The following is a 25,569-nucleotide window of genomic DNA, read 5'->3' as shown; positions in this document are numbered from 1 at the left end:
TGGGGGCTGGGTAGGTAGCGTTCGGCGGTGAGGGTGGGTTGGTTGTGGTAGCCGCGGGTGATTCCGGCGCCGCTGAGATACAACTCGCCGATGCTCCCGATGGGGACGGGACGTAGGTTGGCGTCGAGGATGTGTGCTTGGGTGTTGTGGATGGGCCTGCCGATGGGGGTGCGCTGGTCTTTCGGCCTGGTGCGGGCATGGGTGGAATAGGTGGTGTCTTCCGACGGGCCGTAGAGGTTGTGGACCGCCTTCACGTGGGGTTGGTCGTAGAGAGCGCGGACCAATGTCGGACTGAGAGGTTCGCCGGCCAGGTTGATGGTGGAGGCATTGGCTGGCAGGGCGTTGGAGATGAGGAGTTCTTCGGCGACTGATGGCACGGTGTTGATGAGGGTGATGTTGGTGCCGAGGTCGGGGTTGATGGTGAGGTCGAGGGCGTTGTGTTCGGTGAGGGTGATGCTGCCGCCTGCCGCCAGTGGGGCAAAGATCTCGTAGATGGAGAGGTCGAAGCAGACGGAGGTGGACGCTAGGACGTTGGTCAACTCGGTGGGGGTGAAGGTGTTGAGGGCCCAGGTGATCATGGCGGTGGTTTGGTGGTGTTCGATCATCACACCTTTGGGTTGCCCGGTTGAGCCTGAGGTGTAGATGACGTAGGCGAGGTTTTGCTTGTCACCCGCAGGTATGAGTCGAGTGGTGGGGCCCGTCGCGTGGTCGATCAGGACCCGGTTGACATCACCGACGTTGGTGTCATTGGTGGTGATGAGTGCTTTTGCGTTGGCGTCGTTGAGGATGTAGGTGATTCGGTTGGTGGGGTAGGCGGGGTCGATGGGGACGTAGGCGGCGCCGCTCTTCAGCACGGCGAACAACGCGACGATCAGGTCGAGGGTGCGGGGTAGACATACTCCGACCAGGGTCTCGGGTGTGATGTGGTGTTGGTGGCGGAGGTGGTGGGCGAGTTGGTTGGCTCGTTGGTCGAGTTGGCGGTAGGTGAGTTCGCCGTCGACGGCACGGACGGCGACCGCGTCCGGAGTTTGATCGGCCTGGATCTCGAACCACTCATGCACCAAACGGTCCGGAACCGGGATCTGCTTGCCTTGGGTCAGTTCAGCGAGAAGCGTGACTTCTTCGGGCGGCGGCGCTGACACGTCGGCAAGGTGCGTATTGGGTGATGCGGTCAGCCTGTCGAGGAGGACCACGTACCTGGCCACCAGCCGCTCGGCGGTTGAACTCTCGAACAGATCGGTGTTGTAGACCAGTTCGCCGTGCAGCCCGTCTGCGGTCTGCTCAAGCCTCAGTGTGAGGTCGAACTGACTGGTGTGCTGGTCCGGCTGCCCGAATGTGCACTCGACACCGTCGATGTCCAAGGTCGGCAGAGGCGATTCCTGGTGGACGAGCATCGCTTGGCAGAGTGGACTGCGACTGAGGTCCCGCTCCACCTGCAATTCCGCGACAAGTTTCTCAAACGGAACCTCCTGGTGGGTGTACGCATCCAGGCACGTCCGTCGCGCCCGACCCAACACCTCGAGAAACGTGGGGTTGCGGCCCAAGTCACTGCGGAAAACCAAGGTGTTGACAAAGAAACCAATGAGATTCTCCACGTCCGGATGCTGACGCCCGGACACCGGCGACCCCACACTGATGTCGTCCTGCCCGGACACCCTGGCCAATAGAATCTGGTACGCAACAAGCAGCACAACAAACACAGTCGTGCCTTCCGCCCGTGCGATCTCATCGATCCGCTCCGCAACGCAACGGTCAACGTGCACAGGAACGGCGGCACCATTGAAGGTCTGGCGCGGCGGACGCGGAAAGTCGGTGGGCAGTTCAAGCGGCAAACTTCCAGCCAACTGCTTCCGCCAGTAGCCAACCTGTTCCGCCAACTCCCCAGCACCGAACCGGTCGCGCTGCCAGCTGGCGAAATCCGCGTACTGGATTTCCAACGGCGGCAACGGCTCCTCTGTGCCGGACAACCAAGCGCGATAGTGCACGCCGATCTCGTTGAGGAGGATGGTGAGTGACCAGCCGTCGGAGATGGTGTGGTGCATGGTGATGATGAGTGTGTGGTGGTTGTGTGTGTGGTGGATGAGGGTGGCTCGGAGGAGTGGTCCTTGGGTGAGGTTGAAGGGGTGGGTTGCTTCGTGGTTGAGGATGTCGGTGAGTTGTGAGGGGTTGGCGGTGACGTGGTTGAGGGTGGGCGAGGCGGAGTGGACGGACTGGTAGGTGTAGCTGGTGGCCGAAGCGGTGGGGCTGGTCTGGTTGGTGTGGCTGGTGGCGAGGGTAGTTCGGGTGGTCTGGTCGGTGTGGCCGGTGGCCGAGGTGCTGTGGGTGGTTTGGTCGGTGTGGGCCGTGGTTGGAGCGGTGTGCTCTGGGGTGGTTGTGGTGGTGCGCGGTGTGTGTCCGGTCTGCTGTGTGTCGGGATCGCTTTGCGGTGCGTTTGTGGGCTGAGTGTTGGGGGTGTGGTGGATGTGGGTGGTGGTGGGGGTTTGGTTGGTGTGGGTGGGTTGTTGGGTGTTGGGGGTGGTGTGGTGGAGGGTGGTGCGGAGGGTTTCGTGTCGTTGGGTGGTGGTGTGGAGGGCGTGGTGGAGTGCGGTGGTGTTGAGGGGGCCGTGGAGGGTTGCGGCGCCGGTCATGTGGTAGGCGGTGGTTGTTTGGGGGTCGAGTTGGGTGAGGAACCATAGGCGTTCCTGACCGAAGGACGCCGGCAGGATGATGCGGCCGTCTTCTTCGGTGCGTTGCAGGCGGGGGATTGTCTTGATGCCGCTTGCTGTGGTCAGTTCGTGGGCCAGTTCGGCGATCGTGGGGTGTTCGAACAGGGTGTGTGGGGGGATGGTGATGTGAAGTTGGGTTTGGAGTTGGTTGGTGATGCGGGTGGCGAGGAGGGAGTGTCCGCCGAGGGTGAAGAAGTTGTCGTGGATGCCGATGGTGGTGATGTCCAGTGCGTGTTGCCAGATGGTGGCGATGAGACGTTCGATCTGTGTTCGGGGTGGTTGGTGGGGTGTGGTGGTGGGTGTGGGGTTGGGGAGTGCGTTGCGGTCGATCTTGTGGTTGGGGGTGAGGGGGAGTGTGTCCAGGAAGACCCACAAGGTGGGAATCATGTGGGTCGGCAGGGTTTTGTGGAGGTGGGTTTGTAGCGGTGTGGGGTCGTTGTTGAGTTGGGGTGCGACTATGTAGGCGGTGAGGGTGTCGTTCTTGATTGTTACTGCGGCTTGGTTGATGTGTGGGTGGTTGTGGAGGGTGGTTTCTATTTCGGTGGGTTCGATGCGGTGGCCGTGGTGTTTGATTTGGTGGTCGGTGCGGCCGTGGTAGTCGAGTTGTTGGTCTGGTCGCCAGCGGGCGTGGTCTCCGGTGCGGTAGAGGCGTTGTCCTTGGGGGCCGGGGAGGTAGCGTTCGGCGGTGAGGGTGGGTTGGTTGTGGTACCCGCGGGTGATGCCTGATCCGCTGAGGTAGAGCTCGCCGATGCTTCCGATGGGGACGGGACGTAGGTTGGCGTCGAGGATGTGTGCTTGGGTGTTGTGGATGGGTCGGCCGATGGGGGTGCGGTGGTCGTTCGGGGTGGTGTGGGCGTGGGTGGAGTAGGTGGTGTCTTCGGAGGGGCCGTAGAGGTTGTGGACGGCGCGGATGTGGGGTTGTTGGTAGAGGGCGCGGACCAGGGTGGGGCTGAGGGGCTCGCCGGCGAGGTTGATGGTGGATGCGCTGGTGGGTAGGGCGTTGGAGGTGAGGAGTTCTTGGGCTATGGAGGGGACGGTGTTGATGAGGGTGATGTTGGTGTCGTGGGTGGAGGTGCTGTCGTGGGTTGGGGTGGAGTCGGCGCCGTGGGGCGGGTTGGTGCCAAGGGAGGAGTTTGTGGTGGAGGTTCGGTTCGTGGTGGGGGCGGGTTTGGTTTCGAGGGTGGAGTCGGTGACGTGGGGTGGATTGGTGCCAATGGTGAGGTCGGGATTGGCATCGAGAGTGGGTTTGGTGGTGGGGGTGAGGATGGTGCCTTGGGTGGGGGCGGTGCCGTGGGGTGGGTTGGTGTCAAGAGGGGAGCTTGTGGTGGAGGTTGGGCCGGTGCCGGTGCCGGTGCCGGTGCCAGGAGTTGGGTCGGTGGTGCGGGTGGGGTCGGCGCCGTGGGGTGGGTTGTTGGTGGGGGTTGGGCTGGTGCCGTGGGGGGAGTTGGTGCCGTGGGTTGGGTTTGTGATGAGGTCTAGGGCGTTGTGTTCGGTGAGGGTGATGCTGCCGCCGGTGGCGAGGGGGGTGAAGATTTCGTAGATGGAGAGGTCGAAGCAGACCGATGTGGACGCCAGGACGTTGGTCAACTCGGTGGGGGTGAAGGTGTCGAGGGCCCAGGTGATCATGGCGGTGGTTTGGTGGTGTTCGATCATCACGCCTTTGGGTTGCCCGGTTGAGCCGGACGTGTAGATCACGTAGGCGAGGTTGTTCTTGGTGGCGGTGGGGGTTAGGCGGGTGGTGGGGCCTGTTGCGTGGTCGATCAGGACTTGGTTGACATCACCGACGTTGATGTCGTTGGTCGTGATGAGGGTGGCGGCTTTGGCGTCGTTGAGGATGTAGGTGATTCGGTTGGTGGGGTAGGCGGGGTCGATGGGGACGTAGGCTGCGCCGGCTTTCAGCACGGCGAACAGGGCGGTGATCAGGTCCAGGGTTCTGGGGAGGCAGATGGCGACCAGGGTTTCAGGGCCTGCCGCACAGTGGGTGCGGAGGTGGTGGGCGAGTTGGTTGGCTCGTTGGTCGAGTTGGCGGTAGGTGAGTTCGCCGTCGACCGCGCGGACTGCGACGGCGTCCGGGGTTCGGTCGGCCTGCAGTTCGAACCATTCGTGCACCAGACGGTCAGGGACGGGGATTTGTTTACCCTCGGACAGTTCGGTGCGGAGTTCGACCTCGCCGGGGAATGTCATCGTCAGGTCCGCGACGGGCTGGGAAGGCTCTGCCACGGCCGAAGACAGCAATGTCACGTACCGGTCGACAAGTCGTTGGGCCGTCGCGGCAGTGAACAAGTCCTTGTCGTAGCCCAGGAATCCGGTGATTCCGTCGTCACCGGACCAGAGATACAGTTCCAGGTCGTGGTGGACCGCGCTCGGCTCCTGCAGGACAGGGGTCAACGACACGCCACCCAGTCGCAGGTCGGCCGGGGCGTCCTGGTGGACGAGCATGGCCTGGAACAGCGGGCTCAGCGCGGACTGAGAACGCGCTTCTTCAACCAGTTTCTCGAAAGGCACATCCTGATGGGCATACGCGCCCAAGCAACTGTGCCGCACCCGATCCAGGACCTCACGGAACGACACCGCGCCACTGAGATCCACCCGCAACGGCAGCATATTGACCAACGGGCCGATGACCTGCGGTGCCGACACCCGCTGCCGCGTAGCCGTCGGCGACCCAACAGTCACGTCGGTCCCACCGGACAACCGACCGAGCAACACGTGGAACCCGGCGAGCAACACCATGAACGGAGTCGTCCCGGTCTCGGCGGCAAGCGCGCGAACTCGCCCAAGAACGTTATATCCAATGTGGATAGAGTGAAAAGCGCTGTGGAATTCCGGCTTTGCCGGCCGAGGATAGTCGGTCGGCAGCTGCAGCGGTGAGTGGTCAGACAGCTGGTCACGCCAGTACGCCAGATCCGCGGGGGACGGCGCGACGCGGTTCTGTCGCGCGAGATCCGCGTACTGCCAAGGGACATCACCAACCGCGGTGAGCTCGTGCAGGAAGACTCCGAGTGACCAGCCGTCGGCGATCAGATGGTGGGCGGTGACGCTCAGCACCGACCGAGCTGAGGGCAATTGGTACACCGTGACCCGCAACAGCGGTCCGGCAACGAGGTCGAACGGTTCACGGGCAGCTTCGCGGGCCAGCTGGATCGCTTCGTCCTCGCTGGAAAGGACGACGACCTCGGGTTCGATCACCAGGTCCGAGTGGACGACCTGACGCGGCTCGCTGGTGAACGTGGTACGCAGGATCGAGTGACGTTGGCACACCTGGTGAACCGCGGCCGTCAGGGCGGCGATGTCCAGCGGCCCGTCCACGATGCCACAGAACGTCAGGTTGTTCACCGGGGTGCCGGGGTGCAGCTGCTCGAACAGCCAGATGCCTTCCTGGCTGAAACTCAACGGCGCCTCACCATCCTGTGTGGACTGTGAAGCGACGCGACCACGGCGACGCCACCGCTGGACGAGTTCACGGCCCATATCCTCGACGTTCACTGCGAGATCTCCTCTCCCGCCAGACGGCCCATCACGGTGCGGATGCCGACGCCTTCCTCGGCCCATCGCGTGGTCAGGTGGGCGGCCACGCGGCGAGGTGTCGCCTGGTCCAGCACGACCTCCATCGGCACGGGCAGCGCCACCGCGTCCTCAAGGGCGGCCGCGATCTCAGCCGCCCGGATCGAGTCGCCGCCGACTTCGACCAGCCGCTGGTCGACCCCGCAGGACGGGACCTCGCACACCCCGGCGAACACACCCGCCACGAACTTCGCCAGGAACTCGTTGTCCCACGACCCCAGCGCCGCCACCGCGCCCGGCAGCTCACCGGCGACCAGCAGCTCACGGCACCGGGCCCGTCGTACCTTTCCGCTCGTCGTCCGCGGAATCGACCGGACCGGGCAGAAAACCACGACGTCGAGCCTGGCTCCCGTCCCTTCCAACACGCGCGTGCGCAGCCGCCCGGCGACCGTCGCGTCGTCGTCCTGGGTACCTGGTGCGCGAGCCGCCACCAGCACGATCCGGTCGTCCGCCTGGAACGCGGCCGCGGTCGTCTGGACGGCCGGGTTGTCGAGCACGGCCGCCGCCTCGATGTCCGCGGCGTGATAGTTGACGCCCTGGCTGACGAGCACGTCCTTGCTGCGACCGGTGACGAACAGCTCGCCGTCTCGGACCAACCCCAGGTCACCGGTACGGAGGAAACGCTCGCCGTCGAGGTCGCCGAACAGGTCGTCGGTTCCGTTCAGATAGCCGGCGGTCACGCTCGGGCCGCGCAGCCAGATCTCGCCCTGCGTACCTGCAGGAACGCGGACACCGTCGTCGACGATCGCCACCTGCATGCCGGTGACACTGGGACCGCAGCTGACCCGTGGGCCGCTGTCGTCCGGGTGCCAGTGCCGGCCGGACACGATCAGCGTGGCCTCCGCCAAGCCGTAGCAGGGAAGGAACGCCTCCGGCCGGAACCCGTTCTCGGCGAACTGACGAGCGAACGCCTCCAACGTCTTCCGCCGCACCGGTTCCGCTCCGTTGAACGCCACCCGCCACGAGCTCAAGTCCACATCGGACAGATCGACCCGCTGAGCCCGGCGGACGCACAGGTCGTAGGCGAAGTTCGGGCCGCCGGTCGCGGTCACGCCCAAGTCGCTGACCTGGCGCAGCCAGGTCAGCGGGCTCTTGAGGAAATGCAGCGGGGACATCAGCCGCATCGGGAAACCCACCCGCAGCGGAGTGAGAACGCATCCGATCAGACCCATGTCGTGGTACGGCGGCAGCCACGAGATCGACCGCGAACCGGCGTCCAGACCGAAGACCTCGGCGATCGCCCGCGTGTTGTGCACGAGGTTCCCGTGCCGGAGCACCACGCCCTTCGGCTCGGTCGTGCTGCCGGACGTGTACTGCACCAACGCGACGTCATCCGAGCCAGGGAGGTGCGGCGCCGCGTCCAGGGATTCCAGCTCGGCGTCGACGCTGATCACAGGCGGAAGCGAGTGCTGCTGACCCAAGGTGGACAACACGCCGTCAACCATCGGGTCGGCCACGATCACCCCGGGCTGCGCGTCCTCGACGATCCTCAGGAACCGCGCCGTGCCACGGTCATTCTCGGTAGCGACCGGGGGGTACGCCGGCGCGGCTGGGACGCCGGCCAGCAAACACCCCCACAGTGCTGTCACGAAGCCCAGGCCGGGTGGGTACAGCAACAGAGCTACGCCTGGATCGCCACGGTCGACGAGACGTGCGGCGACCGCCGACGCCCGCGCGAACAACGTTCCGTAGGTAAGCTCCGCTACTTCGCCATCGGCGTGCAGGAATTCGTACGCAGTCCGGTCCGGATCCGACTGGGACCGTTCCACGAAAACCTGCACCAGCGAATCAGTTTCCCGTTCCAGCCCGGCAAGTGCCACCGTCGTCCCCTTTTCGCTCTGGCGCGATACCGCACGTGCGACACTATGTGCCGGACCTATCGGCGACCTCTCAGCCACCTATTCTTCCGCTCTCACAAGGTTCTTCGCGGCCTTGACGGGCTCCCCGCGACCGAGCCTAGTATCGACGCCAGTCGCAGTGTCAATTTCGGAATGAGTTGAAATGGCGTTGAATGGCATGGCGAATCCACGCGCGAGCCGGCCGGCCCTGGGCCGGTCTGGACGGTGGTTCGTGCCGTCGTCCGCGCGTCGTGCTTTGGTCTGCCTGCCGCACGCCGGGGGCAGCGCGTCGGTCTTCAGCGACTGGCAGACGCACACTGACGCGTTCGAAGTGCTCGCCGCGCGGTTGCCCGGCCGGGAAACCCGCGTCGACGAGCCCGCTTGTACGACCATGTCCGGCCTGCTCGACGCGTTGCTGGTCGAACTGGCGCCGGTCGCGGCTCGCGGATGTGTCCTGTTCGGACACAGTATGGGCGCGTTGATCGCCTACGAGGCGGCCCGCCGGCTTGTCCTGGAAGGGCTGCCCAAACCAGCAGCGCTCGTGGTGTCCGGCTGCGTCGCACCGCACGTGCTGCGTCCGGAACGGATGCACGACTTCACCGACGAACAACTCGTCCAGTGGCTGATCGACATCAACGGAGTCGACCCGGACATCCTGAACTACCCCAAACTGCTTCAGCTCATGCTCCCCACAGTCCGGGCGGACATGCGGCTGGTGGACGACTATCGTTACCGTCCCGGCGAATCGCTCGATATTCCGGTGCGAGTGTTGTGCGGTAAGGACGACGTCGGCACACCGGTCGCGCAGGCCAGGAAATGGCGCGAGCTGACCACCGGACGTTTCGCCGTCGACATTTTCCCCGGTGACCACTTCTTCTTCCGTGAGCACGTACCGAGAATCCTCTCGGCCATCGAGAGCGATATCCGGTAGTCGCACGTCTTCGAAAGGGTCTCAGCGCAATGGCCAGCTCGTCGTACCTCGGCGCGACCGGGGCCGGGAAGGAGCACGACTTCACCGGCTACTACGTGTTCCCGGCGTCCTCGGCGCAGAAGCGCCTGTGGTTCCTGTGCCAACTCGAACCGGAGAGCAACGCCGCGTACAACGTCACGAGCGCGGTGCGGATGACCGGTGACCTGGACCGCCTGCACCTCCAGCACGCCGTCGACGCCGTGATCGCCCGGCACGAAGCGTTGCGCACGGGTGTCGCGCTGGTCGACGGCGAGCCGCAGCAGGTGGTGGCCCCGTCGGCGCTGGTGGCCCTGCCCATGATCGACTGCTCCACGCTCGACCGGGACGCGAGGCTGAGGGTGGCCGTACGGGCCGAAGCGGGCCGCCCGTTCGTCCTGCACGAACCGCCGCTGGTGCGGATGGTGTTGTTGCGCATGTCCGCCGACGAGCACGTCCTAGTCGTCACGATTCACCACACGGTCTGCGATGGCTGGTCCATCGAACTGTTCTTCCGCGACCTGGCACGCGCCTACACCGCTGGGCTCGACGGCGAGCCGCCCATTCAGTACGCCGACTACGTGGTGTGGCAGGAGGAACACCTCGCCGACGGTGGAATGGACCGCCTGCTCGAGTACTGGCGTCCGCAACTGGCCGGCGTGCCCTCACTGGACCTGCCGACCGACCGGCCCCGGCCGCCCGTGCGCACGGTTCGCGGTGCGGTGCGTACCGAGTCCGTCCCGGCGGACCTGGTCGAACGGCTGACCACGCTGGGCCGGACGAACGACGCCACGCTGTTCATGGTGCTGCTGAGCGGGTTCAAGCTGCTGCTCGCGCACCTGTCCGGCCAGCGGGAGATCGCGGTGGGCACCCCGGTGGCGGGTCGGGAACACCCGGACGCCGACGACGTCATCGGGTTCTTCGCCAACACCCTGGTGCTGTCCGACGACATCGACGTCGAAGCGCCGTTCGCCGACGTGCTCGGCGCGGTCCGGTCGACGTGCCTGGACTCGTTCGCGCACCGGGAGATGCCGTTCGATCGCCTGGTGGCAGAGCTGCGCCCGCCGCGCGACCTCAGCCGCACCCCGTTGTTCCAGGTGATGTTCGCGTTGCAGACCACGCCCGGTGTCACGCTGGACCTGCCCGGGTTGCGCGTGGAGCCGATCGAGCTCACTGATGGCTCGGCCAAGTTCGACCTGTGGTTGACAGGTGTGCCCAGTGCGGAAGGGCTGAGGCTGCGGCTGGAGTACAACACCGACCTGTTCGACGACGCCACCGCCGAGCGCCTGCTCGCCCAGTACCTGGACATGCTGTCGCGGATCGCCGAGGACCCGAGCAGTTCGGTGACGCGCGTGGCCGCGGGCACACCCCCGCCGGAGTGGACGTACGGCCTGATCCAGCCGCTGACGGACCTGCTCGACATCCCGGCGGACGGAACGGCGATCGACGGCCTGACGTTCCCAGAGCTGCGTGACCGAGGGAACAGCCTCGCGCGTGGACTGCGTTCGGCAGGGGTGGCGCCAGGGCAGGTCGTCGCCGTCCACTTGCCGCGTACGCCGGAGCTGCTGGTCGGCGTGTGCGCGGTGCTGACAGCCGGCGCGGCGGTCCTCATGCTTGACCCCGACCGGGCCGAAACGATCCTGGCCGACGCGGATCCCGCGATCCTGCTCACCACGTCCGAACTGGCTGAAACCGTGTCCTGGCAACGAGTCCTGCTTGTCGACGCGCACCAGGCCGGTGGCGAAGTCGAAGACAAGCCAAGCCCGGATGACCTGGCCGCCGTCGTCTATCCACAGGGGACGGTCGACCCGGTACGGATCTCCCACCGGGCATTGGCCAACCTGGTCACCGGCGTTCGGGACAGCCTCGGCCTGTCCGGCGACGACGTCATCGGGGCAGTCGCCGAGCCAGGTTCCGCGCTCGCCCTGGTGGAGCTGCTCTTGCCGCTGGCCACCGGGGCTCGGACCACCCTGACGGACGCCGAGTCGACAGTCGTGTTCGGCACCGCCGCGAAGTGGCGTGCCCTGCTGTCTGCCGGCCGAACACCCGTGTCCCGTGCCGTGTGCGTGGGCGAGCCGTTCGAGGCTGAACTCGTGCGGAGCCTGCAGGACACGGGCGCGCAGGTATGGCGCGCGCACGGTGTGGCCGAGGCAGGGGTGCTGGCCGGCGTGGAACGGGTCGGGCAGGCAGGGCCGCCGCTCGCGAACACCTCACGTCACCTGCTCGACGGACGGCTTGAACCGGTACCCGTTGGCACGGTAGGGGAGTTGTACATCGGTGGTGTGGGCGAGGAGCTGTGCCGGACCGCCCTCCGCGCCCGGTACACAACGGACGGACAGCTTGAGGTCGTCGGACCGGCCGACGACCGGATCGAACTCCGCGACCACTGGGTCGACCCGGCGGTGGTGGCGACCGCGCTCGGCCAGCAGGAACACGTGGCCGAGGCCGCGGTGGTGGCGGGCGAGTTCGGCGACGAGACCACGCTCGTCGGGTGGCTCGCGCGTGGTCAGGGCCGACCAGGCACCGACGCCGAACTCGTCCGCCAGGTACGGGTCGCAGCCGCCCGACACCTCCCCGAACACCTGGTGCCGTCCGTGTTCGGCGTGCTGGACACGTTGCCCCGCAAGGAAAATGGCGCGGTCGACCGTCGGATGTTGCGGGCCAGGCAAGCCGAGGCGGTGTTCGGGTCGACCGACCAGACCCGGCCGCGCAACCGCGTGGAACGGATCATCGCCGACCTGTTCGGCGAGTTGCTGGACGTGCCGCGACCGGGTGTGCACGCGAACTTCTTCGGCCTGGGCGGCCATTCGCTGCTCGCCGCGAAGGTGATCGCCCGGGTGCGCCAGGAGTTCGGTGTGCCCGTCCAGGTCCGGGAGTTCTTCCGGCGCCCCACGGCCGCCGGGTTGGCCGAGTCGGTCGGCGCGGCCGAGGAGAGCAGGCAGGCCGACGACGCGACCGCGCGGGCGTTGGCGCGGATGTCGGACGACGAGGTGAACAGTCTGCTCGCCCGGATGCGGTGAGTGACCCAAGGAACGGAGGACAGCGATGAGCATCGACAACCCGGACACGGTTTTCCAGGTGGTCGTCAACGACGAGGACCAGTACTCGATCTGGTTCGCCGACCGGGACGTGCCGGCCGGCTGGACCGCGGACGGCACCCGCGGCACCAAGAAGGAGTGCCTTGACCACATCGAGAAGGTCTGGACCGACATGCGGCCCCGGTCGGTCCGCGCGCGGATGACCGCCTGACCACGCAGGCTACATACAGAAAGGGTCTGGTCGATGAGCCAGCAGCAACACGACCTGGAGTCGATGTCCGCAGCGGAGAAGCGCGAGCTGCTCGCTCAGCTGCTGGACCGCTCGCCGGAAGACGTGCCGTCCACCCTGTCCCTGGAGCAACGCCGGCTGTGGATGCTGCTCCAGCTCGACGAGACGAAACCCTGGCAGCTGTTCACCGCGTTGCGCGTCACCGGACCGCTCGACCTGGCCGCGATGCAGCTCGCGCTCACCGAACTCGTGCAGCGGCACGAGGTGCTGCGGATGGTGTTCGTGAACGTCAACGGGCAACCGGTGGGCAGCGTCGCCTCGGCCGTTACGCTCCGGCTGCCGGTGGTCGAGCTTGCGGACGACCTCGACGCCGAACTCGCCCGGCTGGCGGTTCGCGAGGCGCAGAGCCCGTTCGACATCGAGAAGGGCCCGTTGGTCCGGGCCACTGTCGTCCGGCGCGGGCCGGATGATCACGTCCTGGCGATCACCATGCACCAGCTGGTCGCCGACCGTCGGTCGATGCGGCTGTTCGTCGCGGAACTGCTCACGACGTACGCCGCCTTGGTTGACGGCGGTGACGCCAAGCTGCCTCCGGCGCGTGCCCACTTCAGCGAGTTCGTGACCGCGCAACGGGAATGGCTCGGCAGTGCCGAGGCGGCCGAGGACACCGAGTACTGGCGGGACCGCCTGACCGGGCTGGTTCCCCTCGAACTGCCGACCGACCGGCCGCGCCCGTTGATGAAGACGATCAACGGCGACTCGGTCGGGGTCGACCTCGACGCCGACCTGGTGTCCGCGGTCCTCGCGTACGCCGAACGCGGCGGCCACGATCTGTCGACCGTGCTGATGGCCGGGTTCGCCGCGGTGCTGGGCCGGTACTCGTTGCGGACCGACCTGGCGATCGGCATCGCCGGGCTCGCCGACACCGACACCTTGGTGGGCCCGCTGGAGAACATGCTCCCGGTCCGCGTCGACCTGTCCGGCGACCCGAGCCTGGACGACCTCGCCAACGGTGTCGGCCAGAGCATGACCGCGGCGCTGGCGCACGGCCGGCTGCCGTTCGAACGGATCGTGACGGCGGCCAGCCCGCAGCGCGACCTCAGCCACACCCCGTTGTTCCAGACGTTCTTCACGGTCGACGACGAGCCGCCGACGCGTGACCTCGCCGGCGCCACCGCGACCACCGAAGAGGTGGACAACGGCTGGACGCCGCACGACATCGACCTGTTCGCGGTGCGGCGCGGCCCGGACATGCGGCTGCGGGCGGACTTCAACCGCGACCTGTTCGACCGCGACACGGTCCGAGGCCTGGTGGAACGGATCGTCCTGCTGCTGCGGGCCGCGGTGGCCGAACCGACCCGCCCGCTCGGCCGGATCGCGCTGCTCGACGACGCGGACCTGGCCACGGTCCTGACCTCGTGGAACGCGACCGAGCAGGACTCCCCGAAGGACCGCTGCCTGCACGAACTCGTCGAGCAGGCCGCACGGGAGCACGCGGACGACATCGCGGTGATCGTCGGCGACGACCGCCTGACCTACCGCGAGCTGGACGACCGGGCGAACGCGCTGGCCGGGCGGCTGGTCGAGTTGGGTGCGCAGCCGGAATCGCGGATCGGGGTCCTGGTGGACCGGTCGGTCGACGCGATGGTCGGGCTGCTCGGCGTGCTCAAGTCCGGCGCCGCGTACGTGCCGCTGGACCCGGCCTACCCGACCGACCGGCTGAAGTACATTGTGGACGACGCGGGCATCGCCCTGCTCGTCGGCACGGCCAGGCAACTGGCCGACCTGCCCATGCTCCCGGTCACCACCATCGATATATCCACCGTGGATATAAACGGCAAGCCCGCTGTCCAGGTCCGGCCGGACAACCTGGCATACCTGATCTACACGTCCGGCTCCACCGGACGGCCCAAGGGCGTCGCGGTCGAACACCGCCAGATCGTCCACTCCACCAGCGCCCGGTCGGCATGCGAGACCACCGGGCTGCCCGAGCGGTACCTGGTGCTCGCGCCGCTGACGTTCGACGCGTCCGCAGGCGGCGTGTACTGGACGCTGACCAGGGGCGGCACCCTGGTGTTCCCGACCGACAGCGAGGTCTACGACCCGCGGCAGCTGGGCAGCCTCATCCGCCGGCTGGAGATCACCCACTTCGACGGCGTCCCAGCGCAGTACAGCGTGCTGCTGGACACCGACCTGGGCTCGCACGAGTCGGTACGCACCTGCGTGCTGGCCGGCGAGGCGTTGCCGCCTGCCCTGGTCCGTGACCACTTCGAGCGTTCGCCGAAGGCCGCGCTGTTCAACGAGTACGGCCCCACCGAAGCCACAGTGTGGGCGGCCGTGCACGCCTGCCAGCCCGAAGACGCCGACACCGTCCGCGTCCCGATCGGCAAACCGATCCCGAACGCCAAGATCTACCTGCTGGACGAGCAGTTCAACCCGGTGCCGCCCGGGGTCGCCGGCGAGCTCTACATCGGCGGCGGGGGCGTGACCCGCGGGTACGTCGGCCGGCCGGGCACCACGGCCGAACGCTTCCTGCCCGACCCGTACAGCGGCGCGCGGCTGTACCGCACCGGTGACCGCGCTCGGTACCGGCCGGACGGGTCGATCGAGTTCCTCGGCCGGGTCGACAACCAGGTCAAGATCCGCGGTTTCCGGGTCGAGCTGGCCGAGATCGAGAACGTGCTGCTGCGGCACCCGCTGGTCACCGAGGTGGTCGTGCGCGTGCTGGAGGACCAGCCCGGGGTGCAGCGCCTGGTCGCGTACGTCGTGCCGGTCGCCGGCCGGGTGGTCACCCACGACACGTTGACCGCCCACGCGGTCGGGCACCTGCCCGACTACATGGTGCCCGCGCACTTCGTGAGCCTGGAACGGCTCCCGCTGACCCGGCACGGCAAGATCGACATCGCCGCGTTGCCGGCGCCCGAGGAGATCTTCAGCGGTGGCTACGTCGAGCCACGCGACCAGCTGGAGGCCGACATCGCCGAGACCTTCGCCGCCGTGCTCGGCCAGGGCAAGATCAGCGCCACGGCCAGCTTCTTCGACCTGGGCGGCAACTCCCTGCTGGTGGCCCGGCTGGCCGCCCGGCTGTCCCGGGAGCACGACGTGGACCTGCCCATCGACGAGATCTTCCGGGTGCCGACGGTCGAGGGCATCGCCAGGACGGTGACCACCCACGAGCAGCGCAAGGACAAAGTGGACAGCGCGGCGCTGTACGCGCAGCAGTCCGCGGAACTGCTCGCCGACGTCAAGCTGGACCCGAGCATCCGCCCGGACGGCCTGCCGCACGCCGACTATCTCAACCCGAGGCACATCCTGGTCACCGGCGCGACCGGCTACCTGGGCGCGTTCCTCGTCGTCGAACTGGTCAAGCGGACCGACGCGACGATCCACTGCCTGGTCCGCGCGGAGAGCGCCGAGGCCGGGGAGGAACGGATCGAGCAGGTGCTGCGCCGCTACCTGGCCTGGGACGAGTCCTACCGGGCAAGGATCCGACCGGTCATCGGCGACATCGGCAAGCCCATGCTCGACCTGAGCCGGGACCAGTTCGACGAGCTGGCCGGCACGATCGACTCGATCTACCACAGCGCGGCGATCGTCAACTTCACCTACCCGTACGACGCCATGAAACCGGCCAACGTGCACGGCACCGAGGAACTGCTGCGACTGGCGTGCCGCACCAAGGTGAAGGCGTTCCACCATGTGTCCAGTGTGGACGTCTTCATGGGGACCGGGGCGAAGCGGCCGTTCACCGAGCAGGACCTGACGGACAAGCCGATCCGCGTGCCCACCGGCTATCCGCGCACCAAGTGGGTCGCCGAGAAGATCGTTGCCATCGCGCGCGACCGCGGCCTGCCGCTGACCATCCAACGGCCGTGGATGATCACCGGCCACACCGAGACCGGCGCGTCGCACCACACCGACTACCTGTACGTGTACCTCAAGGGGTTCCTGGAACTGGGCCTGCTGCCGCTGTACAACGACGTGGTCAACGCCGTGCCGGTGGACTTCACCGCCAAGTCGGTCGTGTACACGTCGCTGCGCGCGGAGAACTTCGGCAAGAACTTCAACATCACCAACGCCGAGCCGGCCACCATGACCCAGTGCTACGAGTGGCTGCGGTCGTTCGGCTACCGCCTCAACGTCGTCGACGAGGAGGAGGCCCGCACCAAGGCACTGGACGTCGACCAGGACCACGTCCTGTACCCGATGACCCCGATCTTGCGGGTGGCCACCATGCGGCACGCGGCCCTGGACCCGGACCTGCAGAAACAGGTGAACCCGGTGGACGAGTGCCGAGTCCTGCTCGACGCGCTCGACGGCTCCGGCATCGAGTGTCCGCCGGTCAACGAGGAGTGGGCGCACTCGTGCTTCCGCTACCTGGTGGCCACGGGTTTCCTGCCGGAGCCGGACAGCCAGCCGGTCGCCGCGGTCGGCTGACCGGACCATGTAAGGGGAGAAGGAACTCGCCATGACCCCGACCGTCGCCTACTTCGATCTCGCCGACGACGAACGCGCGCAGACCGACGACCTGCTGCGGACCCTGGCCGGACGCTACGACTCCGCGGAGGACCACGAGTTCGTCGCCTCGGCTGGCCGGCTGGCCGCCCAGTTGCCCGACCGGCTGCTCGATGCCGTCGGCGCGTTCCGCCGCGAGGAGACCTCGGCCAGCCTCGTGGTGCGCGGCCTCGGCGTCGACGACACCGAGCTCGGCCCCACCCCGCTGAACTGGCGCCACCGGGCTAACCCGGCGGCCACCCGGCGGTACGAGCTGTACCTGCTGCTCGTCAGCGCCGCGCTTGGCGAGGTGTTCGGCTGGTCCACGTTGCAGGACGGCCGGCTCGTGCACGACGTGCTGCCGATGCCGGCGGAGAAGGACGAGCAGAGCGGCCACGGCACGGTCCGCCTGGAGTGGCACACCGAGGACGGCTTCCACCCGTTCCGCTGCGACTACCTGCTGTTGCTGGGCCTGCGCAACCCGGACGAGGTGGGCACCACGGTGGCCGGTGTCGACGCCGTGTCGGTCACGCCGGAACGCCGGGCCGTGCTGCGTCAGTCGAGGTTCCTGATCCGCCCGGACAACGAACATCTCAACCGGGCCGCGGATCTCGTGGCCGGCACCGGCCGTACCCACAGCATGCAGGTGATGCAGGACGCGCCCGAACCGTGCGCGGTGCTGTTCGGCGACGACCAGCAGCCGTACCTGCGGGTGGACCCCGCGTTCATGGAACCGCTGCCCGGTGACACCGAAGCGAAGGACGCGCTCGCCGACCTGGTGAACCAACTGGAGGACCAGTTGCGCGAAGTGACCGTCGGTCCGGGTGACCTGTTCATCGTCGACAACTACAAGGCGGTGCACGGCCGCAGCGCGTTCCAGGCCCGCTACGACGGGACCGACCGCTGGTTGAAGAAAGCGGTGTGCTCGCGTGACCTGCGGAAATCCCGTTCGCTTCGGCCGGCGGCCGGTGCGCGAGTGGTGTGTTAGATGGCGTCGATCGTCGCGCCCGCGCGGTGGGGGTGGCCCGTGTCGGGCGAGCTGGACGTGGCCGAGCTGAGGCGGGCCGCGGGCCCTGTCCCGGTGACCGTGGTGGACCTGCGGCACAGCTCGCGGGACGGCCTGGAACAGCTCGCTGTCCAGGAGGCCCAGCGGCTCGGCCCGACCGCCCGGATCTGCCTGGTTCGGCTCGGCGAGCGCGAACAAGTCGTTCTCTGCACCACCCGACGGCCGCTCGCCACATCCGAGCTGGGCGCGATGGTCGCGGAGTTGCTCCAGGCCCGGGACGTCAGGTGGGTGCCCGGGGAGCCGCCGGCCCCGATGCCTCCGCTAGCCCTGCCGACCGACCGCCCCCGCCCGGCGACCCGGCGATTCCGTGGCGCGACGGTGTCCGAACGCCATAGCGACACTGCGTTGCTCACCTGGTGCGCGGACCACGACGTCGAGTTTGTCGACCTGCTGCTCGCCGGGCTGGCCGCGGTGTTGGCCAGGTACTGTGACGACGAGGACGTCACGTTCGCGGCCGATCTCCCGACCGGGGCCAGCACGGTCCGGGTGCCCTGGTCGGACTCGGACACGCCGGTCACCCTCGTCGACAAGGTGACCGCCCGGTCGCCCGGGGCCGAGGTGCCGGCGGGGCAGGTCCTTTTCACGTACGCGGAAGGCGTCGTCCCGATCGACACCGGATGGACCGACCGGGACCTGCGGGTGACTGTCCTCCGGGACACGGACGGCCTGGACGTCCTGGTGGACTACGACACCGACCTGTTCGGTTTCCCCAGCGCCCAACGTTTCCTCGCGCGGTTGGTCCGGGCTTGGTCCGCGATCACCGAATTGACCACAATGGACGAATTCTCCGCGCTGACCGACGCGGAACTGCACGCCGTGCTGACCGAATGGCAGGGCCCGCGTCAGTCCTTTCCGGACATTCCGGTGCACGAACTCGTTCGGGCGCAGGCGCCGGCGAAGCTCGCGGTGGTCTGCGGGAGCGAGCAGCTCACGTACGGCGAACTGATGGCACGTGCCAGCCACACCGCACGCGAGTTGAGGGAGCAGGGCGCTGGGCCGGAGCGTGTGGTTGGCGTCGTGGCTGATCGTTCGGTTGACGCCGTGGTCGGACTGCTGGCTGTGTTGTGCGCCGGCGCCGCGTACGTCCCGATCGATCCGTCCTACCCGGACGAACGAATTCGTTGGATGGTCCGGGATTCCGGTGCCTTCCTGCTGTTGGGCACCCGCGAACAGCTCGACGGTCTGCCGGCGCTGCCGGTGCCCACGGTCGAGCTGTCGCGCGGCCCGGTGGACCCGGTCGAACTGGAGCCCCACTCGGGCAGTTTGGCGTACCTGATCTACACCTCCGGGTCCACCGGGCGGCCCAAGGGAGTCGCGGTCACCCACCGCGGCCTGACGCTGTCCACGTTCGCCCGTCGGGTCGGCGGCTCCGCGCCTGTCGTGGACCTGGTGACCATGCCGCTGTCGTTCGACGGCTCCGCCGGTGGTCTGTACTGGACGCTCACCACTGGCGGCACGGTTCTGCTGCCCACCGATGCCGAGGCGCGCGACGCACGACTGCTGGCCAAGGTGGCCGAGGCGCGGTCCGTGACCCACATTCACTCGATCCCGTCGCACTACGCGCTGCTGCGTGAGGCGGGCGCCGAGCACGGGCTGGCCGGGCTGCGACTGGTGTCCGTCGGCGGTGAGCCGCTGCCGCCGAAACTGGTCGAACGACACTTCGCCGCCCACCCGAAAGCCTTGCTCCTCAACGACTACGGTCCCACCGAGGCCACTGTGTGGTCCGCCGCACACGTCTGCTCGCCCGCCGACGGTTCGGCGCCGTCCGTCCCGATCGGCCCGCCGCTGCCGAACTACCGCGCGTACGTTCTCGATCAGAGTCTCCGGCCCGTGCCACCCGGGATCAGCGGAGAGTTGTACCTCGGCGGTGACGCCGTGGCACGCGGATACCACGGCCGGTCGGGACTCACCGCCGAGAAGTTCCTCCCCGACCCGCACGGCGATCAGCCAGGTGCCCGGCTGTACCGCACCGGCGACCGGGTCCGCCAGCGGCCGGACGGCGAGCTGGAGATCCTCGGCCGGGTGGACAGCCAGGTGAAGGTCAGGGGTTTCCGGATCGAACTCGGCGAGATCGAGAACACGCTCCTGTCCCATCCCGCGGTCGGTGCGGCCGCGGTCGTCCTGCGTGACGACAGGCTCGTCGCCTATGTCTCGCCCGCGGACACCCTCACGCCGGATGAGGTCGGGACATGGTTGGCGGACCGGCTGCCGGCCTACATGCGTCCGGCGGACATCGGGGTGCTGGACGCGTTGCCCAGGAACGCCAACGGAAAGGTGGACACGCAGGCGCTGCGCGGCGACATCGAACCACCGCCCGACCAAACGTCCACAGTGGACGACCTGGCTTCCGGGCAGGTCGACCAACTGCTGCGACACCTGCTCGACCGGACCGCCGCGGAGAGGTGACGTCCGATGTCCACTTTGGAACGTATCATGGACCTGCGACCACGCCGCGTGATGCACATCGGAGTGGGATCGGGCGTGACGGTGTCCGCGCTCGCGCCGCTGTGCGACGAGTTGTGGGCAGGGGACCCGTCGGCCGACACCATCGCCGCGTTGCGGTCGTGGCTGTGCCGCGATCCGGAGGTGGCCGGGCGGGTCGAACTGAAGGTGTACCACGCCTTTTCCCTGGACGCGCTGCCGTTCGAACACTTCGACACAGTCGTGGTCAACGCCTCCGCGCTCGGCCTGTCCAACGAGCACGCGGTGTTGTGCCTGTTGCACGCGGTCATGCCCAAGCTCGCCGACCGCGGCGCCGTCTACTTCACCGGGTTGGGCAATCCGCGGTTGCTGGCCTACCGTAACGCGGTCAGCCGCGGTTCGGCCGGTGTGCGGGTCCCGCCGATCGACCCCGCCTTCTTCGCCGGGCTGCGCACCGACGTCCGTGGGCTGAGCGCGGTGGACGTGCGCCTGCCCAGGGGGAGCCTGCAGAACCCGCTGGCCCGTGACCGATACGACGCCGTGCTGTACAAACAGCCGGTCGAGCCGCTGCCGTTGGCCCAGGTGCCGACGTTACGGTGGCATCGCGAGGTCATCGACCTGGCCGGCATGGCCGCGCTGCTTGGCGGCCCGGCGCCGGACCGGGTCCGCGTGGTGGGCGTGCCGGACCGGTGGCTGCTCGGCGTCGCCCGGACCGGCAGGTCCCGGGCCGCGTGCGGGGTGGACCCGCTCGAAGCCGTCCACCTCGGCGAACGTCTTGGCTACCGGGTGCTGGTCACGTGGTCGAGCAGTGCCGTCGACCACAAGGTCGACCTGCTGTTCCTGCACCGGCAGTCGGCCGACGGCCACGAACCGGTCGAGCTGTACCAGCCGGCAGGAGGTGCGCGATGACGAATTTCGTGGTGTGCGGCGGGGCGGGGAGCGTGGGCGGCCTGTTCTGCCGGCTGTTCGGCAATTCCGGCGATGTGGTGACGGTCGATCGTGAGCAGGGCCGCCATGTCCAGGGCGATGTCACCCACCCTTCCCGGAATGTCAACGCTGTCCTCGCCACGGCGGACGTGGTGCTGCTGGCCCTGCCCGAGAAGGCCTGCGAAGCAGCGATTCCCGTTGTCGCGTCTACGATGCGGGCCGGCGCGCTGCTGGCAGACACGTCCTCGGTCAAGGCGACGGTGGCGGCACTGCTGGCGGAGGCCGCCGAGCGGCACGATCTGGAAACGTTGAGCCTGAACCCGATGTTCGCACCGACCCTCGATCCGGCCGGACGACCGGTGGCGACGGTCACGATCCGCGGCGGCCCACGGACGGACCTTGTCTGTCGGCTGCTGCGCGACGCGAGCCTGCGGCTCGTCCCAGTCACCGCGGACGAGCACGACCACCTGACAGCGCTGACGCAGGTCGCGACGCACGCCAGCGTGCTGGCTTTCGGCCAGGCACTGGTGGCGGGCGGCTGTGACGTGGACAAGCTCGTGCGGCTCGCGCCGCCGCCCCACCTGGCCATGCTGGCGCTGTTGGCCAGGATCGTGCGCGGCAGCCCGGAGGTGTACTGGGACATCCAGGCCGGCAACGCCGAGGCCGAGCGGGCCAGGCAGGACCTGCGCGCCGGTCTCGACCATCTGTCCACTGTGGTCACCTTCGCGCACCGGCCGGGCTTCGCCAGGACCCTGGACGAGATCGCCGACAAGCTCGGTCCGTGCGGCGGAGACCTGGCCGCGCGATGCGCCGAGATGTTGGCCAGGCCGGAACTAGGCCGTGTTTCAGATGTCCCGATCGCGATAGCCGGGCCGGATGCGGTCCCTGACGCCACCGGCGGAACGCCCAAAGACAACCAGTATTCGCGGCGTCCCGCCGGCGACGCCAGGAACCGCCCCGCGGAAGCCCGATTTCGGCCTCCGGCCGGGGCAGGCTCTCATCGACCGGGACATCTGAAACACGACCTACGGACATGAACGGGAGGGCGGCGATGAAAGCCGACGCGAAACTGGGGCCGTACCGCGCCGAGCTGGACGCGTTGGACACCAGGCTGGCCGAGTTGCTCGCGGCCCGGTTGACTGTGTGCGCGCGGGTCGCGGAGCTCAAACGCGCCGAGGGCATCCCGATGATGCAACCGGACCGGGTCGCCCGGGTGCGGGAGTCGTACGCCGACCGCGGCCGGCGGTTGGACCTCGATCCCGGTTTCATGCGCGCACTGGCCGAGCTGATCGTCGCCGAGGCGTGCCGGATCGAGGACGAGATCATCGACGGGCAATGCCGTTGACCGGCGCGCCCGTGTCCAGTGTGGTGGCGATCTCGGCGAGCAGCCACGCCGGGTCCGCGACGAGCCGGGTCGCCGAGTTCGGCCTGGACAGGCTGGCCGTCGACGGGATCTTCGTCCGGCACATCCGCGTCCGGGACTTACCCGCCGAAGCGTTGGTACGCGCCGACACCGGCGATGTGGCCGTGGCGCGGGCACTGGCGAGCGTGGCGAACGCCGACGGCGTCATCGTGGTGACACCGACCCACCACGCCTCGTACTCCGGACTGCTCAAAGTGTTCCTGGATCTGCTGCCGAGGTACGCCCTGACGGGGAAAGCCGTGCTGCCGTTGGTGATCGTCGGCAGCCGCGCGCACGTACTAGCCCTGGACTACGCGCTGATCCCGGTGCTGAACGCCCTCGGTGCCCGGCACGTGGTGCGTGGCTACTGCCTGGTGCGTGACCAGCTTCGCCTGATCGGCGACGAGATCGCGCTGGAGCGGGAAGCGGAGCGCACCCTGCTGGCCGACCTGGACAGCTTCCGGCAGACGGTCCTGGCTCTGCGGTACCAGGACGACCACAGCATGGTGGCCCGCTGACCCGAAAAGCGCCGGACTCCGCGGAGTCCGGCGCTTTTCGGTGTCTGTCAGGAGTCCTGGGTGGGTTCCATGTCTTCCAGGGCGTTGGCGAAGTGGTTCCACGCAGAGGCGTAGGCGCGGGCGATCCCGGCCAGGTCGCCGGCCCAGTACGGGGGCACGGCGTCGAGCAGGCGTTCGTGCGCGTCGGCGGTGATGAACTGGGGATCCAGCAGCCGCAGCAGCATCCGGCCGCACTCGTTGAACCGGACGGCCGGGTCGGATCTCAGGTTGCTCAGTGAGTGCGCCACGTCCGCCGGATTGCTGGGCGGGCCCTTGTCGTCGTTCTGGGCCGGCGGCTCGGCCGGGTCCGGCTTGGGCGCGACCCGGTAGGTGGGCGGCACCGGGTTGTCGCCGCGGTCCAACCGTTCCCGGACGTCGCGGACGGTCGACGGGGACACCCCGGACTCCTTGGCCACCTTGCGCAACGACAGGGACGGGTCGGCGGCGAGCAGTTCGGCGGCGGCGCGGCGGCCACTGGTGCTGTCCACCGGACGGACCCGGCCGTCCATGCCGATCCGCCTGGTCGCGGTGGGGATGTCCCGGGCGATCCTGGACCGGATGGCGCTGACCGTCTTGGCGGAGACCCCGGTGCTCAACGCGACCGCCCGGTCGGACCAGTCGGGACGGGCCCGGATGATGCGTTCGGCCGCGGTGCTGCGTTCGGCGAGGGACAGCGGCAGGCCGTGCTCGATGTTGGATTCGACCGCGAGGATGAACGCGTCCTCGTCGTCCCCGTCGAAGATCACCGCTTCGATCTCGTCGGCGCCGTTGAGCTTCGCGGCCTGCAGCCGGTGCATCCCGTCGATCACGCGGTTCGTCCGGCCGTGCACGATGATCGGCGGTAAGGGGGCCTCCGACTGGGCCAGCGCCCGCACGTGCTCCAGGTTCACCGCGTGCACCCTGGGGGAGTCGGACGGAAGCAGCTGGCTGACCCGGACGGGGGTGCAGGCGCTGACGGGTAACTGGTGTTCTCGCTCCCCGAGTGGGCAGCGAGACCGGATTTCGTCAGGTTTCCCCGTCGTCTGGACAGAGCTCATCGTTCACTTCCCCTCGGCGTGGGCTCGCCGATCCGCGCACATCGACACTCTGGTAGTACCCAGGGACGAATCGGGACGAACGTGATTGTCAAAGAAAAAACGGTCGGATGGCTCCGCGACAATTCAGCGGCATGACCGACCGGGCAACGTCGATCGGAATGCGGTACGACCGCGGATCGCATGGGAGAATGCACGATCTCGCCCCCGGCGACTCACCCCAAGTAGTTCCTCCCGGCAGTGCTTTAGACCATAGGGTGGCTACCCACCGCTGTCAAACGGACGCGGCCCGTGCGCGTTCGGCCAGGTCTCCCCGCGGGGAGACCTGGCCGGTTGGGCTGGTGCGGCGCGGTCCTCAACGGCGCAGCGTCGGCTTGCCGAGGGGCAGGCCCCGGCCGCCGGTCGCCACCATGGCGACGTGAACGAGCAGGTAGGCGCCCATGGCGACGAACCCGAACACGCCGATCCCGCCGATGAACTGCAGCGTCCGCCCCAGGCCGATGGACATGTTGTGGCCGTGGTTCAGGGTGCCGAGCAGTTCCATCCCCAGGGCGACCGTGATCAGCCCGAACCACGCGGTGATCACGGCCGGCAGCCGCAGCGTCGCCAGGGTGAACAGCAGCAGCAACGCGAACCAGCAGATGAGGAACATCTCCTGGGTGGGGATGGTGCCGTCCGGTCCCATCCCGAACCAGTGGTTGGCCAGGCCGAGCGTGGTGAACGCGTAGCTGAGCCAGAACACGCTGAATATCGCGAAGGCGCCAGCCATCAGGTGCTGTCCCCGGTTGGCCGCGCGGGAGGCGGCGATCAGCTGCACGATGCCGCCGACCGTGAGAATCGGGATGGGCGCCGCGACGGCGCTGTACGGCACATAGCCGACCAGGGTCAGCGCCATTGCCAGCGAAGAAGCAAGGAACGCGGGCATCCCGATGAGCGCCGCGTCACCGGACAGCGGGTCTCGCAGGTTCGCCTCCCGTGGTGGTTCGGCGTACCTCGGTTCCGCGTTCACAATTTCTTCGACGGTGGACATCAATGCTCCTTGTTTTGTGGTGGATGCACTTGACGGCATCCCACGATCATTGGCCGCGAGCGATGGGGAAGGAGCTCGGTTGGTCAATCCTTCATACCGCACTGAATTGGATCCCGCAATTCGCTCGAACCGCGGTTCGGTGACGGTGTTTTATGGGGATATCACGGTGGAAATGATTAATTGTCGGTGGCGGAGGGTATCCGGTGCGAGTGTCCGGGTTGCGACGGGGAGCAGGGCGCCGGACCTGCGGCGCGGCGTTCTTCCGTCCACTCAGGACATTCTGGTCGGCTGGACGGACGGTCTGGGATGTGGTCGCCG

At 67.9% G+C, this 25,569-nt stretch carries 14 protein-coding genes; 10 read left to right on the top strand and 4 right to left on the bottom strand.

The window, feature by feature from the left end; translation table 11 throughout:
* Both EV192_RS33015 and EV192_RS33010 read right to left on the bottom strand, forming a co-directional pair.
* The coding region (locus tag EV192_RS33015; protein WP_165960751.1) for a condensation domain-containing protein at positions 1-6,191 on the bottom strand (6,191 nt) is incomplete at its 3' end.
* Positions 6,188-8,089 (bottom strand): AMP-binding protein, encoded by a 1,902-nt coding sequence (locus EV192_RS33010; RefSeq protein WP_165960750.1) that lies wholly within the window; start codon positions 8,087-8,089, stop codon positions 6,188-6,190. The genes EV192_RS33015 and EV192_RS33010, both read right to left, overlap by 4 nt.
* A 181-nt stretch (positions 8,090-8,270) precedes the next feature.
* Between EV192_RS33010 and EV192_RS33005 the strand changes: the two genes are divergently transcribed.
* From EV192_RS33005 to EV192_RS32960, 10 genes are read left to right on the top strand one after another with little or no spacing between them, the layout of a single operon-like run.
* Positions 8,271-9,038 carry a thioesterase II family protein gene (locus tag EV192_RS33005; protein WP_132122426.1) on the top strand — a complete coding sequence of 256 codons (768 nt, stop codon included), beginning with the start codon at positions 8,271-8,273 and terminating at the stop codon, positions 9,036-9,038.
* Positions 9,039-9,067: 29 nt separating this feature from the next.
* Positions 9,068-12,073 carry a condensation domain-containing protein gene (locus EV192_RS33000; protein WP_132122424.1) on the top strand — a complete coding sequence of 1,002 codons (3,006 nt, stop codon included), beginning with the start codon at positions 9,068-9,070 and terminating at the stop codon, positions 12,071-12,073.
* Between the two features lie 25 nt (positions 12,074-12,098).
* Complete coding sequence (locus EV192_RS32995) at positions 12,099-12,302, top strand: MbtH family protein (protein ID WP_132122422.1); 204 nt, start codon at positions 12,099-12,101, stop codon at positions 12,300-12,302.
* A gap of 33 nt (positions 12,303-12,335) precedes the next feature.
* Entirely contained in the window at positions 12,336-16,757 is a 4,422-nt protein-coding gene (locus EV192_RS32990; protein WP_132122420.1) for a non-ribosomal peptide synthetase, read from the top strand.
* A gap of 31 nt (positions 16,758-16,788) precedes the next feature.
* Complete coding sequence (gene gntD / locus EV192_RS32985) at positions 16,789-17,802, top strand: guanitoxin biosynthesis L-enduracididine beta-hydroxylase GntD (RefSeq protein ID WP_132122418.1); 1,014 nt, start codon at positions 16,789-16,791, stop codon at positions 17,800-17,802.
* Entirely contained in the window at positions 17,803-20,286 is a 2,484-nt protein-coding gene (locus tag EV192_RS32980) for a non-ribosomal peptide synthetase (protein ID WP_132122416.1), read from the top strand. It abuts the gene before it with no gap.
* Positions 20,287-20,313: 27 nt separating this feature from the next.
* Entirely contained in the window at positions 20,314-21,210 is an 897-nt protein-coding gene (locus EV192_RS32975) for a class I SAM-dependent methyltransferase (protein ID WP_132122414.1), read from the top strand.
* Positions 21,207-22,265 carry a prephenate dehydrogenase/arogenate dehydrogenase family protein gene (locus EV192_RS32970; protein ID WP_132122412.1) on the top strand — a complete coding sequence of 353 codons (1,059 nt, stop codon included), beginning with the start codon at positions 21,207-21,209 and terminating at the stop codon, positions 22,263-22,265. The genes EV192_RS32975 and EV192_RS32970 overlap by 4 nt, the downstream gene beginning before the upstream one ends.
* 14 nt (positions 22,266-22,279) lie before the next feature.
* The gene (locus EV192_RS32965) at positions 22,280-22,573 is read left to right on the top strand and encodes a chorismate mutase (RefSeq protein WP_165960749.1); all 294 of its coding nucleotides are present in this window, start codon (positions 22,280-22,282) and stop codon (positions 22,571-22,573) included.
* Positions 22,564-23,148, top strand: coding sequence for an NAD(P)H-dependent oxidoreductase (locus EV192_RS32960; protein ID WP_132122408.1), 585 nt, complete (start codon positions 22,564-22,566; stop codon positions 23,146-23,148). Before EV192_RS32965 ends, EV192_RS32960 begins: the two co-directional genes overlap by 10 nt.
* A gap of 47 nt (positions 23,149-23,195) precedes the next feature.
* Here EV192_RS32960 and EV192_RS32955 read toward each other — a convergent pair whose 3' ends face one another.
* On the bottom strand, positions 23,196-24,224 hold the full coding sequence (locus tag EV192_RS32955; RefSeq protein ID WP_132122406.1) for a ParB/RepB/Spo0J family partition protein: 1,029 nt from the start codon (positions 24,222-24,224) through the stop codon (positions 23,196-23,198).
* Positions 24,225-24,576: 352 nt separating this feature from the next.
* Positions 24,577-25,251, bottom strand: coding sequence for a GPR1/FUN34/YaaH family transporter (locus EV192_RS32950; RefSeq protein ID WP_132122404.1), 675 nt, complete (start codon positions 25,249-25,251; stop codon positions 24,577-24,579).
* Positions 25,252-25,569: the final 318 nt, after the last annotated feature.

Origin of the sequence: Actinocrispum wychmicini (genome assembly GCF_004345645.1) — a bacterium.
In the GTDB taxonomy this organism is placed as follows: domain Bacteria; phylum Actinomycetota; class Actinomycetes; order Mycobacteriales; family Pseudonocardiaceae; genus Kibdelosporangium; species Kibdelosporangium wychmicini.
Note: the sequence above shows the minus strand (reverse complement) of the source record. Positions and strands in the feature narration are given on the sequence as shown.

Coding starts and splice junctions, on each gene's coding strand:
- EV192_RS33005 (WP_132122426.1), top strand. CDS start 8,271: ATGGCGTTGAATGGCATGGCGAATCCACGCGCGAGCCGGCCGGCCCTG.
- EV192_RS33000 (WP_132122424.1), top strand. CDS start 9,068: ATGGCCAGCTCGTCGTACCTCGGCGCGACCGGGGCCGGGAAGGAGCAC.
- EV192_RS32995 (WP_132122422.1), top strand. CDS start 12,099: ATGAGCATCGACAACCCGGACACGGTTTTCCAGGTGGTCGTCAACGAC.
- EV192_RS32990 (WP_132122420.1), top strand. CDS start 12,336: ATGAGCCAGCAGCAACACGACCTGGAGTCGATGTCCGCAGCGGAGAAG.
- gntD (WP_132122418.1), top strand. CDS start 16,789: ATGACCCCGACCGTCGCCTACTTCGATCTCGCCGACGACGAACGCGCG.
- EV192_RS32980 (WP_132122416.1), top strand. CDS start 17,803: ATGGCGTCGATCGTCGCGCCCGCGCGGTGGGGGTGGCCCGTGTCGGGC.
- EV192_RS32975 (WP_132122414.1), top strand. CDS start 20,314: ATGGACCTGCGACCACGCCGCGTGATGCACATCGGAGTGGGATCGGGC.
- EV192_RS32970 (WP_132122412.1), top strand. CDS start 21,207: ATGACGAATTTCGTGGTGTGCGGCGGGGCGGGGAGCGTGGGCGGCCTG.
- EV192_RS32965 (WP_165960749.1), top strand. CDS start 22,280: ATGAAAGCCGACGCGAAACTGGGGCCGTACCGCGCCGAGCTGGACGCG.
- EV192_RS32960 (WP_132122408.1), top strand. CDS start 22,564: ATGCCGTTGACCGGCGCGCCCGTGTCCAGTGTGGTGGCGATCTCGGCG.
- EV192_RS32955 (WP_132122406.1), bottom strand. CDS start 24,224: ATGAGCTCTGTCCAGACGACGGGGAAACCTGACGAAATCCGGTCTCGC.
- EV192_RS32950 (WP_132122404.1), bottom strand. CDS start 25,251: ATGTCCACCGTCGAAGAAATTGTGAACGCGGAACCGAGGTACGCCGAA.